This window comes from Ruegeria sp. G7, from assembly GCF_056535465.1.
In genome coordinates this window covers 88454-102712 of sequence record NZ_JBQFIL010000003.1, presented here as the reverse complement: position 1 = coordinate 102712, position 14259 = coordinate 88454, and the positions used below count along the sequence as shown (strand labels likewise).

18 protein-coding genes are annotated in these 14259 nt (G+C 56.1%); 10 read left to right on the top strand and 8 right to left on the bottom strand.

Annotated elements, in window-relative coordinates; all coding sequences use genetic code 11:
* Window positions 1–474: 474 nt before the first annotated feature.
* From ACR3EN_RS20800 to ACR3EN_RS20785, 4 genes are all read left to right on the top strand, one after another.
* The gene (locus tag ACR3EN_RS20800) at window positions 475–837 is read left to right on the top strand and encodes a hypothetical protein (RefSeq protein WP_480871076.1); all 363 of its coding nucleotides are present in this window, start codon (window positions 475–477) and stop codon (window positions 835–837) included.
* 890 nt (window positions 838–1727) lie between these two features.
* Complete coding sequence (locus ACR3EN_RS20795) at window positions 1728–2594, top strand: DUF932 domain-containing protein (protein WP_480871074.1); 867 nt, start codon at window positions 1728–1730, stop codon at window positions 2592–2594.
* A complete protein-coding gene (locus ACR3EN_RS20790; protein WP_480871072.1) occupies window positions 2591–2794 on the top strand; it encodes a hypothetical protein in 204 nt (67 codons plus the stop codon). Before ACR3EN_RS20795 ends, ACR3EN_RS20790 begins: the two co-directional genes overlap by 4 nt.
* Window positions 2791–3600, top strand: coding sequence for an N-6 DNA methylase (locus ACR3EN_RS20785; protein WP_480871070.1), 810 nt, complete (start codon window positions 2791–2793; stop codon window positions 3598–3600). The genes ACR3EN_RS20790 and ACR3EN_RS20785 overlap by 4 nt, the downstream gene beginning before the upstream one ends.
* A gap of 198 nt (window positions 3601–3798) precedes the next feature.
* Here ACR3EN_RS20785 and ACR3EN_RS20780 read toward each other — a convergent pair whose 3' ends face one another.
* From ACR3EN_RS20780 to ACR3EN_RS20770, 3 genes are read right to left on the bottom strand one after another with little or no spacing between them, the layout of a single operon-like run.
* The gene (locus tag ACR3EN_RS20780) at window positions 3799–4044 is read right to left on the bottom strand and encodes a hypothetical protein (RefSeq protein ID WP_480871068.1); all 246 of its coding nucleotides are present in this window, start codon (window positions 4042–4044) and stop codon (window positions 3799–3801) included.
* Window positions 4041–4493 (bottom strand): hypothetical protein, encoded by a 453-nt coding sequence (locus ACR3EN_RS20775; protein WP_480871066.1) that lies wholly within the window; start codon window positions 4491–4493, stop codon window positions 4041–4043. Before ACR3EN_RS20775 ends, ACR3EN_RS20780 begins: the two co-directional genes overlap by 4 nt.
* Window positions 4480–5307 (bottom strand): ParA family protein, encoded by an 828-nt coding sequence (locus ACR3EN_RS20770; protein WP_480871064.1) that lies wholly within the window; start codon window positions 5305–5307, stop codon window positions 4480–4482. Before ACR3EN_RS20770 ends, ACR3EN_RS20775 begins: the two co-directional genes overlap by 14 nt.
* 505 nt (window positions 5308–5812) lie before the next feature.
* Between ACR3EN_RS20770 and ACR3EN_RS20765 the strand changes: the two genes are divergently transcribed.
* The 3 genes from ACR3EN_RS20765 (at window position 5813) to ACR3EN_RS20755 (ending at window position 9974) form a co-directional block, all read left to right on the top strand.
* Complete coding sequence (locus ACR3EN_RS20765) at window positions 5813–6223, top strand: MobC family plasmid mobilization relaxosome protein (RefSeq protein ID WP_480918518.1); 411 nt, start codon at window positions 5813–5815, stop codon at window positions 6221–6223.
* Window positions 6220–9000 carry a relaxase/mobilization nuclease domain-containing protein gene (locus ACR3EN_RS20760; RefSeq protein ID WP_480871060.1) on the top strand — a complete coding sequence of 927 codons (2781 nt, stop codon included), beginning with the start codon at window positions 6220–6222 and terminating at the stop codon, window positions 8998–9000. The genes ACR3EN_RS20765 and ACR3EN_RS20760 overlap by 4 nt, the downstream gene beginning before the upstream one ends.
* A 62-nt stretch (window positions 9001–9062) precedes the next feature.
* Window positions 9063–9974 (top strand): ATPase, T2SS/T4P/T4SS family, encoded by a 912-nt coding sequence (locus ACR3EN_RS20755; RefSeq protein ID WP_480871058.1) that lies wholly within the window; start codon window positions 9063–9065, stop codon window positions 9972–9974.
* A gap of 280 nt (window positions 9975–10254) precedes the next feature.
* Here ACR3EN_RS20755 and ACR3EN_RS20750 read toward each other — a convergent pair whose 3' ends face one another.
* Both ACR3EN_RS20750 and ACR3EN_RS20745 read right to left on the bottom strand, forming a co-directional pair.
* The gene (locus ACR3EN_RS20750) at window positions 10255–10473 is read right to left on the bottom strand and encodes a GDCCVxC domain-containing (seleno)protein (RefSeq protein WP_254446079.1); all 219 of its coding nucleotides are present in this window, start codon (window positions 10471–10473) and stop codon (window positions 10255–10257) included.
* 4 nt (window positions 10474–10477) lie between these two features.
* Entirely contained in the window at window positions 10478–10801 is a 324-nt protein-coding gene (locus tag ACR3EN_RS20745; protein ID WP_170452349.1) for a hypothetical protein, read from the bottom strand.
* A 109-nt stretch (window positions 10802–10910) separates the two neighbouring features.
* On the opposite strand from ACR3EN_RS20745, the gene ACR3EN_RS20740 reads away from it, so the two are divergent.
* The 3 genes from ACR3EN_RS20740 (at window position 10911) to ACR3EN_RS20730 (ending at window position 13096) form a co-directional block, all read left to right on the top strand.
* A complete protein-coding gene (locus ACR3EN_RS20740; protein WP_170637988.1) occupies window positions 10911–11300 on the top strand; it encodes a MerR family transcriptional regulator in 390 nt (129 codons plus the stop codon).
* Between the two features lie 503 nt (window positions 11301–11803).
* Window positions 11804–12010, top strand: coding sequence for a cold-shock protein (locus ACR3EN_RS20735; RefSeq protein ID WP_170430361.1), 207 nt, complete (start codon window positions 11804–11806; stop codon window positions 12008–12010).
* A 72-nt stretch (window positions 12011–12082) separates the two neighbouring features.
* Complete coding sequence (locus tag ACR3EN_RS20730; RefSeq protein WP_480669782.1) at window positions 12083–13096, top strand: fatty acid desaturase; 1014 nt, start codon at window positions 12083–12085, stop codon at window positions 13094–13096.
* On the opposite strand, the gene ACR3EN_RS20725 is transcribed toward ACR3EN_RS20730, so the two are convergent.
* The 3 genes from ACR3EN_RS20725 to ACR3EN_RS20715 form a co-directional block, all read right to left on the bottom strand.
* Window positions 13088–13336 carry a ParB N-terminal domain-containing protein gene (locus tag ACR3EN_RS20725; RefSeq protein ID WP_170452343.1) on the bottom strand — a complete coding sequence of 83 codons (249 nt, stop codon included), beginning with the start codon at window positions 13334–13336 and terminating at the stop codon, window positions 13088–13090. The two genes, ACR3EN_RS20730 and ACR3EN_RS20725, sit on opposite strands and share 9 nt — an antisense overlap.
* A gap of 74 nt (window positions 13337–13410) precedes the next feature.
* Window positions 13411–14100 carry a hypothetical protein gene (locus ACR3EN_RS20720; RefSeq protein ID WP_170447557.1) on the bottom strand — a complete coding sequence of 230 codons (690 nt, stop codon included), beginning with the start codon at window positions 14098–14100 and terminating at the stop codon, window positions 13411–13413.
* Complete coding sequence (locus ACR3EN_RS20715) at window positions 14100–14237, bottom strand: hypothetical protein (protein ID WP_170613979.1); 138 nt, start codon at window positions 14235–14237, stop codon at window positions 14100–14102. The genes ACR3EN_RS20720 and ACR3EN_RS20715 overlap by 1 nt, the downstream gene beginning before the upstream one ends.
* Window positions 14238–14259: the final 22 nt, after the last annotated feature.

The window sequence follows — 14259 nt, the reverse complement described above, 5'->3', positions numbered from 1 at the left end:
GTTAAACTGACGGCCTGCATCGTCGGGCCATTCTTTTGTCATTGTGCCAGCGTCGATGTTCCTCTGGTGTCGCTTGGCACCTGGGACCGTTGCCCCATGTGCCGGCCCGACGGGTCGCTTCGCTATGACGGCCGCCACCGCGGCCGGTGCATCCCCGAAACTTGGCGCCAGGGCACAAACGGCCTTCCGCCTCCGCCGACAGAAAAGGGCGACTTGCGCAACTACGCACTGTCGCAATCTTCTGCAGGTCATCCCGTTTCAGGAAGGCCACCAGCTCGCGGAACAACGCAAGGCGCGTGTGATGGATCGACTTGTTTTCGCCGCCATCAGATGTGGATCGATGTTCCAGCCTTTCGCTCGCATCGGTCCCGGTAATTCGTGCCACTGATCTGGTCTGACAGACCTCACACCGTTGCCAATGAAGATCCCCGCTCACCGTGTTTCTTCAAGATGAACATATGCGAGCAGTCGGGAATGGCGCTGCCGATCTGGCGACAGATAAGCAGCTTCAACGGCTTTTTTCCGCCGCCGGGCAAGCCCGGCTTTGCATCGCGAAACAAAATAGCCGCTGACATCCCCTTCGTGCCCGCAAACGCCATGTTCATCGAAACACTCAAAAGCGAGGATCTGACAATGGCAACTCAAACTCTGAAACTGAACGTCAAAGCCGGTGAAAAAGATGGCACGAACTACTGGGACCGCTGCGGGGTTCTCTTCGTAAACACCGACGACGTTACCGGCGAAATCAAGTCGATCACCGTCAAACACAGCATGTTTCCCGGTGTTGAAATGGTGGCCTTCCCGAAGCGGAATGACGACGATGGAGTAACCGAGTAATAATAGGGCAGGGCGGCGCAAGTCGCCCTTTCATGTGTTCCGGCTTCTGGCCGGCACCAAGATCACCTGAAGGTGATCCTGGTGCGACCGCCGAAGCGCGGTGCTGGGCATGATGAGCGACGTATCAATAGCAACGCCTGATAGCCTGATCGCTGCGGGCAATCTTGAGCAGGTTGTCCCAAGTAACCGAGTGGCCGAGAGTCAGCATAGTGATCAGGGCAAATCCCGCGCCTTCAGCGCGTGACCGCGTGCTTGGCTCCAGCCGGCCTTACCGGCTTTCACCCCGAACCAGACATGCCCATTCTCCCTGCGGCCCGAGTGCTTTGGAACCTGTCTCATCCGAGCCAGCTTTCACCGCGGCCGCAAGTCGTCTGATCACGTCCGTTTCGGCCCTTCGGGTAACGCCCGTTCGCTTCGCCTTTTGCGAAGACCACGCTCGATAGACATCGAGCAAAGCGCAGACCGACAAGCGGTCTGCGGTGCTTGTTTTCCCGAACGTCAGGGGGCCGAAAAGCTCTCGTATCTGATCCGGTCCAGGGGGAAGGCGCAAAGAGAGATCCGCTCCATGGGCGCGGCTCACATTTCTCTTTCCCATGCGCCTCAAGCAGAAAAACGGCTTTCACGCGCACAGCGCGCAAACCTTCCGTTTTTCCACCTGACCCCCCGTCCTCCGATCAGATCCGAATCTTTTCCATCGGCCCCCTCCTTCGCCGGGAAAAACGCGGAGGGGCGAGGGTGGCTGAAGTTCAGGCCATCGGGTCGTTTCCGTGACCCGATGGAACAAACCAAACCGCAAGCGGAGTTGGGAGGATCAGGAAAGGCTCCAGTGAAGCGTTTCCCCGACCAACGGGCCACATCGGCCACCGCATCACCACAGAGGAACATTCCTAATGACTTACAATCTTTATATGCGGGGCATGTCATGCGGCGGCCTGGTGACAGGGGAGGCGCTGACCAACGACCAGCTGCACCAAGCTGTCCCATCAATTTTCGCAACCGAAGGTCACGAAAGCCGCTCTGACCGCTTTGTGCCGGTTCCGACCGTGAACGTTCTGGACGGGCTTCGGAAAGAAGGGTTTGACCCGTTCTTTGCCCAGCAGGCGAACACCCGTGTTCCGGGCAAGGCCGCGTTTACTAAGCACATGTTACGGCTTCGTCACCGCTCGATTACGAATAGCGACGGCGAGTCCTTTGAAATCGTTCTGGTCAACGCCAATGACGGGACCAGCAGCTATCAGATGATCCCCGGTTATTTCCGGTTTGTATGCGCCAATGGCCTGATGGTGGGCGATACCTTTAACGAGGTGAAGGTGCGGCACTCGGGAAACGCGGTGTCCGAAGTCATCGAAGGCGCGTTTACCGTTCTGGACGATGCCGAAGAAATCACGGAGCAGGTGCAAGACTTCAAGGCCATCACCGTGAACGGCGCGGAACGGAAGATTTTGGCCGAAGCCGCACACCAGCTGCGTTTTCCTGAAGCGGCCAAAGAGGACGGAAAACCCGCGCCGATTGAGGCGACACGGTTGCTCAGCACGCGCCGCAACGCCGACCGCTCGGCTGATCTGTGGACCGCGTTCAACGTGGTTCAGGAAAATGTCATCCGAGGCGGTATTTCCGGGCGCGTCCGGACAGCCGATGGTCGGACTCGCCGTCAGCGGACCCGCGCCGTTGCGGGGATCGACCAGAACAAAGCGCTGAACCGCGCGCTTTGGACGCTGACCGAGAAAATGGCCGAATTGAAAGGGGGTGGCGCATGAGCGCCCCCATTACCATCCATTGCTCGAACTGCGACGGGCGGAACGTCAAGCGGGACGCCCATGCAGAATGGAACGCAGAGATACAGCAATGGGAGCTTTCTGCCGTCTATGACGTATGGGACCGCGGTGTTTGCGGTCACGCGGTTTCAGTCTATGAGCAGACCGTTCATGACCCGTCTGACATCAAGGCTTCAGCATGATTGCGGCGGTCAGAGATTTTGTCCGGATCATCAACGAGCTTGACCGATCCAAGCACCGGGACGAGGTTTTCCGCGATTTCTGCGAACTCGCCTATTGTGCGCTGGCAAAGCGCGCCTGCCCCGATGAAGCCCGAAGAGACGCCCTTGAGGCGCAGTATATGGAGGTGGTTGGGCGTTATCGCAACAAAGACGACATCCGCCGAATGCCGGAACTGCTGGCCATCATGGTCGGAACGATCGGCAATGGCGGGTGTGATTTTCTCAGCATGGTCGCGGGTGAGCTTGGCGTACTGGATGCCAGGTTGGGTCAATTTTTCACGCCTTATGAAGTGTCGCGCATGATGGCAGAAATGACCTTGACCGATGCCAAAGCCACCATCGAGGCGGAAGGGTTCATAACGATTGATGAACCCGCCGCCGGGGTAGGGGGCATGTTGCTGGCCGTGGCCGACACCATCGAGGGTATGGGCTTTGAATTGGAAACAAGCGTTTGGTTTCGGGCAACCGAGTTGTCGCGCGCGACCTATTACATGGCCTATCTGCAACTCACCGCGCGTGGGCTAGCCGGTGAGGTCATTCACGGCAATAGCATCAGCTTGGAAACCTTCACAAGCGCATACACCGCCGCCGCCCCTGTGTTCTTTGCTGCCAATGGCGATCCGTTTGCCAAGCAGCGCGCCGAGCAAGCAGCACGGGCCAAAGCCGATGCGGAAAAGGCGGCACAAGACGAAGCTGCCCGCAAGGAGCGCATCAAAACGCTGGCTGACGGTCCGGCGATTAAAGGCGACCAGCTCAGCCTCTTTTGAGGCTAGGCTATTTCTCTTGGAATTTCGCCTCTGCCTGCGCAGTCGAGGGTTATCCAGTCCGGTCAATTTTAACCTTGGGCGAAATTGATCTGACCGGAGCAGGCTGTAAGCAGAGACGCTAAAAATCTCAGCGTCAGCCTGCGCTACCCCTGCCGCCAGCGTGACGATAGGGCTTTGCGCCAACAGACCGAAACAGGATTAACGCAGTGTTTGATCCTTTATCGTCGTGCGGATCATTTTGGCGATTTCTTTGTCGTTCTCCAACATCACTTGCCGGAACAACCTTCCGACGTTGACACTTGCTCGCAATGCAGGTGGAACATCTTCCAGCAGGTCGAGTATTTCCTTTTCGACCTCACCGCCTTCAAGGGTCGAAATCCGGAATCGGATCGGAGTTCGCACGGCGTTCCTGACTTCACTTGTAGCTTTTTTGTGCTTGCTCATTGTGCATCCCCATTCAGGCTGTTTCGGATCATCGCGGCGACTTCCGCGTCGTTGTCCTGCAGGACCTCTTTGAAAAAGGCCCCGAGATTAAAGTTTTTCTGAAACGCGGCAGGTATGTTGCTGCGAACCTCTTCCAGCGCAGTGGCAATCTCACTGCCGTCTGAGGTCGATATCTGGACCCTGATCGGTTGTCCTGCCACGCATGACCCTTCGGACCTGGAAGATGCCTCTTGCTTTGGCTTGCCCGTGGCCGCCTTGGCTCTTCTGGGTTTTGGGGTTGGTGCCTGATCTGCCACCGGCTCTGTCTTCACCTCTTTGGCAGGCTCAGATTCCGGCTTTGGTTCAGTTACAGGTTCGGTTTGTGCCTGCTTGCTCAGGTCCGTCACGGTCGGTGCGATTTCAGATTGGGGGCCGTTCAGCAGGCTATCGATGCTCTTAGGCCGGGACATGCTGCACCTCACTTTCTTCCAGCGCGTTCAGCACATAGTCGGCATTGCTCAGCGCCTTTTTGCAGCGATCCACCATGCGCCGGGCATTCGACCTGGCCGTTTGGGTCTCCGCCTGTTCCGTGGCTTCCTCAGCAAAGCGCATCAAGCGCCCGATTGTGGTTCCCGTCCGCAGCGCGTCGTCCATTGCGGCAGAGTCAGCAATGCCACCAATGCAGGTAAACTGCTTTTCAAGCGCCTGTTTGCCTTTCTTGATACCGGCTGACTGCGCGACGGATTGGCGGGTGAACATAATCCGAAACTTTTCTTTCGGGTTGGCTTTATCACCGATTTGCTGCAACGCCGCTTCACACGATCTGTATGTGACCAGGATAGGCTTGTATTCTGCCGATGATCCATCGGACGGGCACAGCACCATGTCGGACACGGCCATCGCCATCGCGGCGGTCATGCTGGGTTCGCCTTTGGTGTCGATCAGCAGGTAGTCAAAGCCCCCCGCCTTTTCTGCCTCAAGAATGTGGGCATAAGCCAATTTGGCATTCTCCGCATCTTCTTTGGCAAATTGCCCGGCCTCGATCAGAAGTTCATCGGCTAGGATTGGGTCCAACCCGTTTTTCGGATTCAACCATTCCGAGAGTGTTCCTTGTGAATCCAGATCAAGGATACGGACACGTTTGCCCTGATGGTGCAAAGCAGAAGCGAAGGCGACGAGCATGGAAGATTTCCCAGCTCCGCCCTTGGAGTTTACGGCTGCATAGATTTTCAATTTGGTCTCCGGGTCTGCGCCCGAAAGCCACGCCGCGCAGCGGCGTGTCACAACCGGGCTCGCGATTACAAGTTATCGCGCGACCCGTCACCCGCGCTGAAAACTACGCTATTGCTTTTCTAAGCAATACTCAACCGTCTACAATCAGGAAGGCCAAAAGGGTATTGCCAGCAGACGTTTGCCATATGCCAGATGGTTGGCGATTATCAGGCATTTGGAACTTGCCAAGGGTCCGGTGCCATGTGCAATCTGGCAAAGCCCGCCGGCCAAAAGGCGACAGCGTAATGGCATTTGCCACGGGCCGGACGCCAAACGGATTTTGGTCAGTGGTAGGTGTCAAGCAGTCGTGCCTCGCACTACGGGCCGTCTACATCCTACGCTTACTTTGCGGGATAATACAGATTGTGCTATCGACAATCTGTTAGACTTGCAGTCGGCTACCAATTCAACTTACACTTGAGACACCATACGCGCGGTCTGACGGGGCCACGCACGATTTCTGATCGTGGAGCAAGCCCCGATGTCACAAGGCGTACCTAAATCAGTCACGACAACCATGCGTTTTGATGAGGACGAATTGGCGTTCCTCAAGCAACGCAGCAAGGCCATGCAGCTACGCAGCGTGACCGGGCTGGTGCGTGTCTGCATCCGCATAGCCTTTGGTATTCCGTCGAAAGAAGAGTTCCGAACACAGCACTTCAAAGAACACCTGGCTCAGCTGGTTGGTATGGCGAATAACCTCAACCAGATGACCCGTGCCGCCAATGCTGGGAAGTTTCGGCTAAACAAGCGGACGGAAGAACAGTTGGCCGCGATGAAAGTTGAGGTTCGGGAATTGCGCCGGCAGATCGAAGATTACTCCGACGCCGCCCATGAGCGGTCTTTTACCCGTGCATTAGAGATCGAGCGGCTGGCTGAGAAACAGCGTGCGTCACGTGTGTCACCCAGGGCGAAGGCTAAGGTATGACCAGCCTGGCCTCCGCATATGATCCGGCCTGGGACGCGCTGTTTGGAGAGTTTCAGCTTATCCCGAACCTGAAGCCGCGCCCTGGTCAAAACCCCGCGCAGTCGCGGCGTCGATCACCTCAGCGGCAGAACCCTTCAGGTGGTGCTACAGGCATGATTGCCAATGCACTTCTGACCAATCAGGCGGTGGTCAAGGTTGTCCGCGGTGGCGGCGTCACCGCATCCGGCCGCCTGGGCGGGCAGCTGTCCTACATCACGCGCAAGGGCACCGTTGAAATGGAGCGTGGCGACACCGGTGAGGTGTCGCATGGGATGGAAGGCCTGCGCGACGTCCAGGATGAGTGGGCGAAGGACTGGGCCCGGATGGACGCGCGGGTCACGAACTACAGCTATCACGTCATTCTGTCTTACCCCAAGGACACAGACCGGGAGGCAGCGAAACAGGCCGCGCGCAGCTTCACCGCGCGTCTGACGAATGGCGAATACGGCGACCGCTACAAATATGTGATGGCCCATCACGACGACACCGGCCATCCGCATACACACCTGGTGATCAGCCGGGCAGGGGCGTCTGGCAAGACCCTTCAGATCAGCCGGTACGGAATCACAACGCAGGATCTGCGTGAGTTACAGGTGGAGACGGCGCGGGATGTTGGCATTGTCTTGACCGCCACCAGCAGGTTCAGCCGCAACCTGCGCCCGGAGCGGGAAAGCAGCGCGCGGGTTCATGCACGGCGCGACGGCCGGGATTTGCGTGAGCGGCCAGCCCCCGAGCAGCGCAGTGGTTTCCCTTTCTATGGCATCGGCCGACAGCGAACCGCAGCGCCGGACCAGCTGCAGGTCATCAGCGATCAACGCAATGCAGACTACGCCGCCCTTGGCGAAACCCTCCGGTCGCATCGCGCCGGGGTCGAGCGGGGCATTTTTGCAACCCAATACCCAGGGCGTGCCGAGACCCTGGGGGCCTTTAGCAAAGCTGTACTCGGCGCAGCATCGATCCTGGTGACGGACGGGGTTCTGAGATCAGAGGAAATCGACATGAATCAACAAGTCGCCAACCAGATGGACCCGACACATGCCCCGGTCATCGACGGTGAGATGAAGGCCATTGGAACCGATGTCCGTGAGTTTATCACGAGGATGGACGCCAAGGCCGAAGCCATGGAGGACGAGGACAAGCGCAGTCAAACAGAGGCCGCGATTTCTCGTGTCGTAAGGGACTATGAACCGCTGATGGATGAAGAGACCAGGGCGTTCTTTGGCAAACGTCTGGAACGGGACGATGAGGTTGAGATAGGCCGTGATGACGTGGACCCGATACGCCAGCGCCGGGCAGCTGAACGGGACGCAGCAGATCCAACCCGCACCCAGCCCATCGGACAGGCGCGGGCAGGCTCAGAGGGTCGGGGGCAGGCCGATGCAAACGATCCGCGCGCTGCTGCCACCAAGGCTGTATTGAAGGATGCCGACATGCAAGTGGCTGAGCGGTTCGAAGCGATGGGCATCAATGGCGATCTGGTGTTGTCGCGCATTCGCAATGGCGCCGATGTAGACCGGCAGACGCGTGAAATCTGGTTTGAACGCGATGTTAAGACCTTGGCGAATGCACATTCGCTCAGCGAGAGGCAGGCGCGGATCGACATGAAGGCCGCGTATAAAGATGCTTCTGAGATTTACCGCGATGCCCGTAGCGAGATCCGTGACATCAACCGCGCCTTTACAGAAGGCAGGGGTGACGACTTACTGCAAGAGAAAATCAAGACCGGCGTTCAGGATGAAATCCAGACCATGAAGGGGCAGGGTTTTGATCGGGCCGCGATCGGTGGTCGTTTGCTTGAGATTGAAGATCGGGTGCACGAGCGTGTCACAGGCCGCGTGCCGGATCGTAATGACGGCGCAGCGCGTCCGGGCCAGGAACGGCAAAGCCAAGCCACAGACGCCCGCGCCGCCGGTACAGCACCGCGACGTCCCGACCTGGACGCAGGTGTGCGGGGGCAAATTATTGGAACCGGTGACGCGCTTTACAAAGAAGACGAGAAAGACAGCATGTCGCCTTATGTCGATCTGAAGGTGGAGGGTCGGGACAAACCGTTCCGCGTCTGGGGCGTTGATCTGCCCGATCTGATGCAGCGCGAAAATCTCAACATAGGTGATACGGCCACGCTTGCCCATGACTGGCACAAGAGAGTGACGGTCAGCAAGATCGATCCCGAGACCGGCCAACCGAAGAACATCGAGGCCAATCGGCGTGCCTGGAAAGCAACTGACATCGACCGCGCACCGCGCGTCAACAACCGGTCGCAGGAACAGCCCATGTTGCCCGATGCTACTAATGCAAAGGCAGGCGAGAAGGCCCAGCAGAACCGCGCTGTTCGGCAGGAGGTCTCCGTTGAAACCGGCGTCACGGGTGTCATCGTGGATGCCAAAGAGGCTCTGGTGCGCGCCGATGATCCAAACAGCAAATCGTTCTATGTGGATATGAAGGTCGAAGGCAAAGACGAGCCAGAACGGATCTGGGGCACCGCTTTGCAAGACCAGATGGCTCGGAACAACATCTCAATCGGTGACATCGCCACGTTCGTCAAAGCGGGCAAAGAGGAAGTCTCCCGCTCACGCCGGAACCCCGAGACCGACGAGCCGGAGCGCGTCAATGTCACCCGCACAGCCTGGGATGTGAAGAACCTCGATCGACAGATTGACCGTGATCCGGCGGTGCAAGAGCAACGGCGCAGGGAACGGGAAGAACGCGCCAAGGGCGACCGGGGTATCAGCCGGTGAGCCGCCATCTGGAAAGTACATTGAATCGGGTGTTCGGAGGGCAATTGCTCTCCGATCCTCTCTTGTCTGAGATCGTCCTGAATCCGGACGGTCGGGTCTGGATTGAGCGCAGTGGTGAACCTGCCATGCGTCTGCTGGACCAGCCGATGGGTGAGGATGATGCCGAGGCGCTTGCACATGACCTGGCGGGTGGTAATCCCATTTCAGAAAAAACACCGCTGGCCGGGTCGCAGTTTGAAATCGACGGGTCATTGTGGCGGGCGCAGGTCGCGGTCAAACCTGCAGTTGAGGTGGGCATTGCGTTTGCCCTGCGCCGGGCCGTAGCAAAGCAACTGTCGCTCGATGATCTGATGCAGGGATTGCCGGATCTGGACGCCAACATGGCCGATCTGAAGTCCGGCGTTAATCTCGCCGATGAGGCTGTTTTCGACGCCTACGAGAACAAAGGTTTTGGCGATTTCCTCCGCGCCGCTGTCAAGGCCAAGTGGAACATCCTTTTGTCGGGCGGCACATCCTCAGGCAAAACGACCTGGTTGCGCGCCTGTCTTGGTGAAGTCGATCCCTCAGAACGGATCATGACCATTGAGGATGTGTTGGAAATCCGGCCCAGCCAGTCCAATGCGGTGTCTCTGGTTGTCAACAAGAACGCATCGAGCAGCGATCTACTGAAAGCTTGCCTGCGGTTCCGGCCGGAACGGATCATCATGGGGGAGCTGCGCGGGACCGAAGCTTATGATTTCCTGTCCGCTATCAACTCGGGCCATCCGGGCGGGATTTCGACCCTTCATGCGGCCTCGCCGGAATCCGCGCTTTCTCGTTTGGCGTTGATGGTTATGCAGGCAGATACCGGGCTGACCTATTCCGAGATTCTCGAATACTGCCGCTCGATGATCGACGTGATTGTGCAGTTTCGGAAAAGCGGGGATCAGAGGCGACCAGTGGCCGTCAGAGTGCTCAGGGAGAAAGCGGGATAGGTTTTTGAACGTTCGATGGGGATGTGGCCGAAGGAGGTTGTTACGGCCTTGCAGATCGCTCGTAAGGCTTAGCCGACGTTCAAGCTACCTGCGGAGAATGGTCGCAAGGAGCCCAACCTGTACCCTGGATTTTATTGCTGCATGCGCTTGCAGCAGTAACGACACTGCAACTGCCGAATACCTTGTGCGGCCAAGCAGCGGAAAAAACTGTCATTCATGCAAATAGCAGCGATGCTCGCGGCGGCGGCTCACAGTTCGCTCAACAAAACCGTCCTTCACTTCATCCGCAACAGCTATCGCCTAGCTGAATTGGTGGACACGGGACCGTGGCATATGAACAGTAAACACAACAGTCGCCTTCCAACGGATTCAAAACTGTTTTGCACGACTTGCATTCATAGAACCACTGGCAAGCATCCGTTGGCATTTGCTCGGTTTCACTGTGGCCGCACTTCGGGCAAATCAGGGTGCTTTCTAGGACTACAGTTTGTTTTGTCATAGTCTCACATCTGCATGATCAGGTAATCGTTAATCCATGCCTCGTTAAACACAACGACCCAACCCACGCCGGTGATTGGAGTCGTTCCTGCAAGCCACCATTTCAACGTCGGCAAGGAACCGCGCCGATAAGATACCATCCATGATATCACGACGAACGCCGTTGACATCGTCAGCACATAGTAACTCGCTGCGGCAACCTTCCCAAAGATTGCCAACCAACTGCCACCCAGCCCCAGTAACATCATCGTCATGGGCAAAACGCAGCAAGTCGCGACGCCAAGCGCTGATAGCGATCCCAAATAGCTGAGGCTAAGGTACTTCTGCATTCTGTTTCCCTGATGGACTACGTCGCGCGGAGTTGTAGAGACAACAACCTCTCGTTTAACTTCTGTAGCCACTACAGGATCAAGACAGGATCAAGACAGGAAATCTCACATGTTTGCGATTGGGGAGGCATCCCGGCAAAGCGGTGTCGGAATTGATACTATCCGCTACTACGAACGCGAAGGGATCGTGCCGAAACCAGAAAGGGCATCGAATAATCGACGCATGTACTCCGCGCACGATGTTGGACGGCTTCGTTTTCTAAGGAAGTGCCGAGACATGGGTTTTTCGCTTGCCGATGCAAAGGTGCTTCTCAACCTATCCGAAGGTGATAGCGAGGATTGCCAATCCGTTAAGGAACTGGCCGAGCTTCATATCTCCAATGTGCGTATGAAGATAATCGAACTTAAGCGATTGGAGGCCGCCCTGAATGAACTTACGGCCAACTGTAACATCGGGAACGTTTCTTGCCCGATGCTTGCGCAGATACGGACCTACTAATGGCACTTTGAGGCTCGCAGTCGCCCTATGCCAACGCAGCATGACCCAAGATTCGGGCCGCGCAGAATCTACCGTTCGTTAGAGAGGTCAACTCGTTGATTTAGCAATGTTTCAATCACTCAATGAACATTTGTGCCTTGCCGCGGTGTTCTTGAAGCACGCGGCGATTTCGGACAGTGAGCCCTACCTGCCGTGCCTGAGCAATCAATTTGCTGCATACGCATTCGGCAGGTTTTATCGGAAGCCGACCTCTGATTTCCGAACCACAGAGCAATGGTTCTGCTTATCTTTGTCTCAAATTGGGCTGGGCAGACTTAGATCTTCTGTTGCTTTCCGTTGTATCAAGGCTTGTATCGTGTGTACTCGAAGTCCATATACACAGGGCTTACGTTTTTCTTTTTCGACCTGCTGTCTCCCAAACTCGGCGTTCAGTCTTTCGATTCAGACCGACCACGCCGAGTCGCCGCAATAATGCGGGCGGCAAGTATTAGGAGACTTCCACCATGGCAAATGGCACAGTAAAATGGTTCAACTCGACCAAAGGTTTTGGCTTTATCGAACCTGAAGATGGCAAGCGCGATGTGTTCGTGCATATCTCAGCACTTGAGCGTTCCGGCATCAGCGAATTGAAGGACGGCCAGAAGGTCACTTTTGACGTCGAAGCTGGCCGTGACGGGCGCGACAGCGCCGCCAATCTGGCACTGGCCTGACCTTTTACGGGCACCCTTATGGGGTGCCCGTTTGCACAATGGGCTGCTAAAAGCCCTTGGAGAACAAGTCAGTTGCAACAGCAGGAATTGACCCGGGCGCTCGCGCAATACCGTGTGCCCGATACGAAGCGTAGCGTTATTGAACTGACAATCACTGTCATCCCCTTTTTCGCGCTATGGGGCGCAGCGTGGTTTGCGCTATCCCTTAGTATCTGGGTCACTGTTCTATTGGCCATCCTGAACGCCGCATTTCTGGTCCGTATCTTTATCATTATGCATGATTGTGGTCATGGATCCTTCTTTAGAAACCGCACCGTTTGCAATTGGACCGGCCGGGTTCTGGGTGTTCTCGCCCTGACACCCTATGACGTCTGGCGGCAAAGCCATGCGATTCACCATGCCTCAACTGGTAACCTTGATCGGCGTGGTATGGGTGACATTCCTACATTGACCATTGAGGAATACCTGAAACGGAATTGGTTCGGGCGTGCCGCTTACAGGTTAATCCGGAACCCCTTCTTCCTGTTCTGTATCGTACCGGTCTACACGTTCTTTTTTCAAAATCGCTTGCCCTTTGGTTTCATGCGGTCAGGCTGGCTGTATTGGGCAAGTGCAATGGGAACAAACGCCGCGATTGCGGTGGTCCTGGCTCTGATTTTTTGGACCGGAGGCCTGGATGTACTGGTTTTTGTATTCCTTCCAACCATGATCGTCGCCGCATCGATTGGTATTTGGCTATTCTATATTCAACACCAGTTTGAACACACGACTTGGGAGCGGGAAGAAGTGTGGAATCTTCAGAACGCCGCATTCTATGGAAGTTCTCACTACGCCCTGCCAGGCATCCTGCGGTGGTTCTCTGCCAATATCGGTGTGCACCATGTTCACCACCTTGCCAGCCGCATACCGTTTTATCGGCTAAACGAGGTATTGCGTGACCATTCCGAGTTGGAAAATTGCCAGCGTATTACTCTATATGAGAGCCTTCATTGCGCACGATTGCATCTTTGGGATGAAAAAAGTCAACGTCTGCTGACTTTTTCCGAGGCTTTGTCGAACGCCAATTCCAATAGGCATCTAGTGTAGCCTGGCGCGCACCAAAAAGGCTTCGACAGTATCACCGCCGAGGGCGCGAATGGCCTCTAGTCGGTGAAGGCCTTCAATCAGCACGAACCTCTTGTTGTCCGCGCGTATCTGGATCGGGGTCTTCTGGCCGTTCTTCAGAATATCTTCGGCCAGCGTCAGGACTTTTTGCTGATCAAGTGTTTTTGCACGCTTCACAGGTACATAGATCAGGTCGAGCGGGTATGGTTTCTTCTCCAGCATAAGCTACGTGTGCAACCTTTCGTGCATTTGTTCCGGTTCAGAGTTCTCTACAAAAGCGGGGGCTGGAACGTACGTCATAGAACCGAACGAACAGCGTCGCGCAGTTCCTGATGCATAATCCAAGTTGCTGGCTCATCGTCACTTTCGATGTGAGAAAATGCCAGGACCTGAGCGGCGCCATCATTCTGTACCGATCCGGCTTCGGGTAGGTCCAGTTCCAGATATTCTGCGATCAATAGTCCGATTTTCTTGAAAACCTTGATGGAGGCCTCGCGTGATTTGTAACCGGCTGCCTGAGACAAGTGACCAATAGTCAGACCGTCCTTGCCCGCGATAGTAAGTGCTTTGAGCATTGTGACCTGCGCAGGGGTGAGCCTGATCTGGCGCAATGCCTCTGCATATTCTCTTGCACTGGGAACGAGCGTGCCGGAGTTTCCTTCCAAACGTCGTTGACCGCTACGTTTCCTGTCTCGTTCTTCGAGAATTCCTTTTAAGGCTTCAATGGCCAACTCTGGTGTTTCACCAACTGCATCGGCAATCATTGCCTGCGTTTTAGCTGGTGGCTTGGGGAATGCGCGCGCAACGCTGTTACCGCTCAGAATGCCGGCCTTAATCAAGTACTTGCCAAACTGTTCCTCAATCACACCGGCTACGTCAGCGTTCCGCGACTTACGAACACTGCGTTCCTGAAATGCTCTTTGTTCTAGGTCGCGAATTGCCGATTTTGGGTGTCGGAGGCTAACCTGAGGGGTGCTTTTACGCATCAGAGAAACACCACCACAATTATGGCCGCAACAATCACCGCCGATGCGACAAACATCTTTATGCTGTAGGACCAGCGTTGCGCCTTTTCGGCTTTGAGTATTTTACCCAGGTTTTCGTCAATCGAGTTATGGTTCACGGATTCGTCCTTCCGGATATGT

Bases quoted from the DNA above. Each gene is read 5' to 3' on its own strand.
- ACR3EN_RS20800 (WP_480871076.1), top strand. From the start codon at position 475: ATGGCGCTGCCGATCTGGCGACAGATAAGCAGCTTCAACGGCTTTTTT.
- ACR3EN_RS20795 (WP_480871074.1), top strand. From the start codon at position 1,728: ATGACTTACAATCTTTATATGCGGGGCATGTCATGCGGCGGCCTGGTG.
- ACR3EN_RS20790 (WP_480871072.1), top strand. From the start codon at position 2,591: ATGAGCGCCCCCATTACCATCCATTGCTCGAACTGCGACGGGCGGAAC.
- ACR3EN_RS20785 (WP_480871070.1), top strand. From the start codon at position 2,791: ATGATTGCGGCGGTCAGAGATTTTGTCCGGATCATCAACGAGCTTGAC.
- ACR3EN_RS20780 (WP_480871068.1), bottom strand. From the start codon at position 4,044: ATGAGCAAGCACAAAAAAGCTACAAGTGAAGTCAGGAACGCCGTGCGA.
- ACR3EN_RS20775 (WP_480871066.1), bottom strand. From the start codon at position 4,493: ATGTCCCGGCCTAAGAGCATCGATAGCCTGCTGAACGGCCCCCAATCT.
- ACR3EN_RS20765 (WP_480918518.1), top strand. From the start codon at position 5,813: ATGCGTTTTGATGAGGACGAATTGGCGTTCCTCAAGCAACGCAGCAAG.
- ACR3EN_RS20760 (WP_480871060.1), top strand. From the start codon at position 6,220: ATGACCAGCCTGGCCTCCGCATATGATCCGGCCTGGGACGCGCTGTTT.
- ACR3EN_RS20750 (WP_254446079.1), bottom strand. From the start codon at position 10,473: ATGACAAAACAAACTGTAGTCCTAGAAAGCACCCTGATTTGCCCGAAG.
- ACR3EN_RS20745 (WP_170452349.1), bottom strand. From the start codon at position 10,801: ATGCAGAAGTACCTTAGCCTCAGCTATTTGGGATCGCTATCAGCGCTT.
- ACR3EN_RS20740 (WP_170637988.1), top strand. From the start codon at position 10,911: ATGTTTGCGATTGGGGAGGCATCCCGGCAAAGCGGTGTCGGAATTGAT.
- ACR3EN_RS20735 (WP_170430361.1), top strand. From the start codon at position 11,804: ATGGCAAATGGCACAGTAAAATGGTTCAACTCGACCAAAGGTTTTGGC.
- ACR3EN_RS20725 (WP_170452343.1), bottom strand. From the start codon at position 13,336: ATGCTGGAGAAGAAACCATACCCGCTCGACCTGATCTATGTACCTGTG.
- ACR3EN_RS20720 (WP_170447557.1), bottom strand. From the start codon at position 14,100: ATGCGTAAAAGCACCCCTCAGGTTAGCCTCCGACACCCAAAATCGGCA.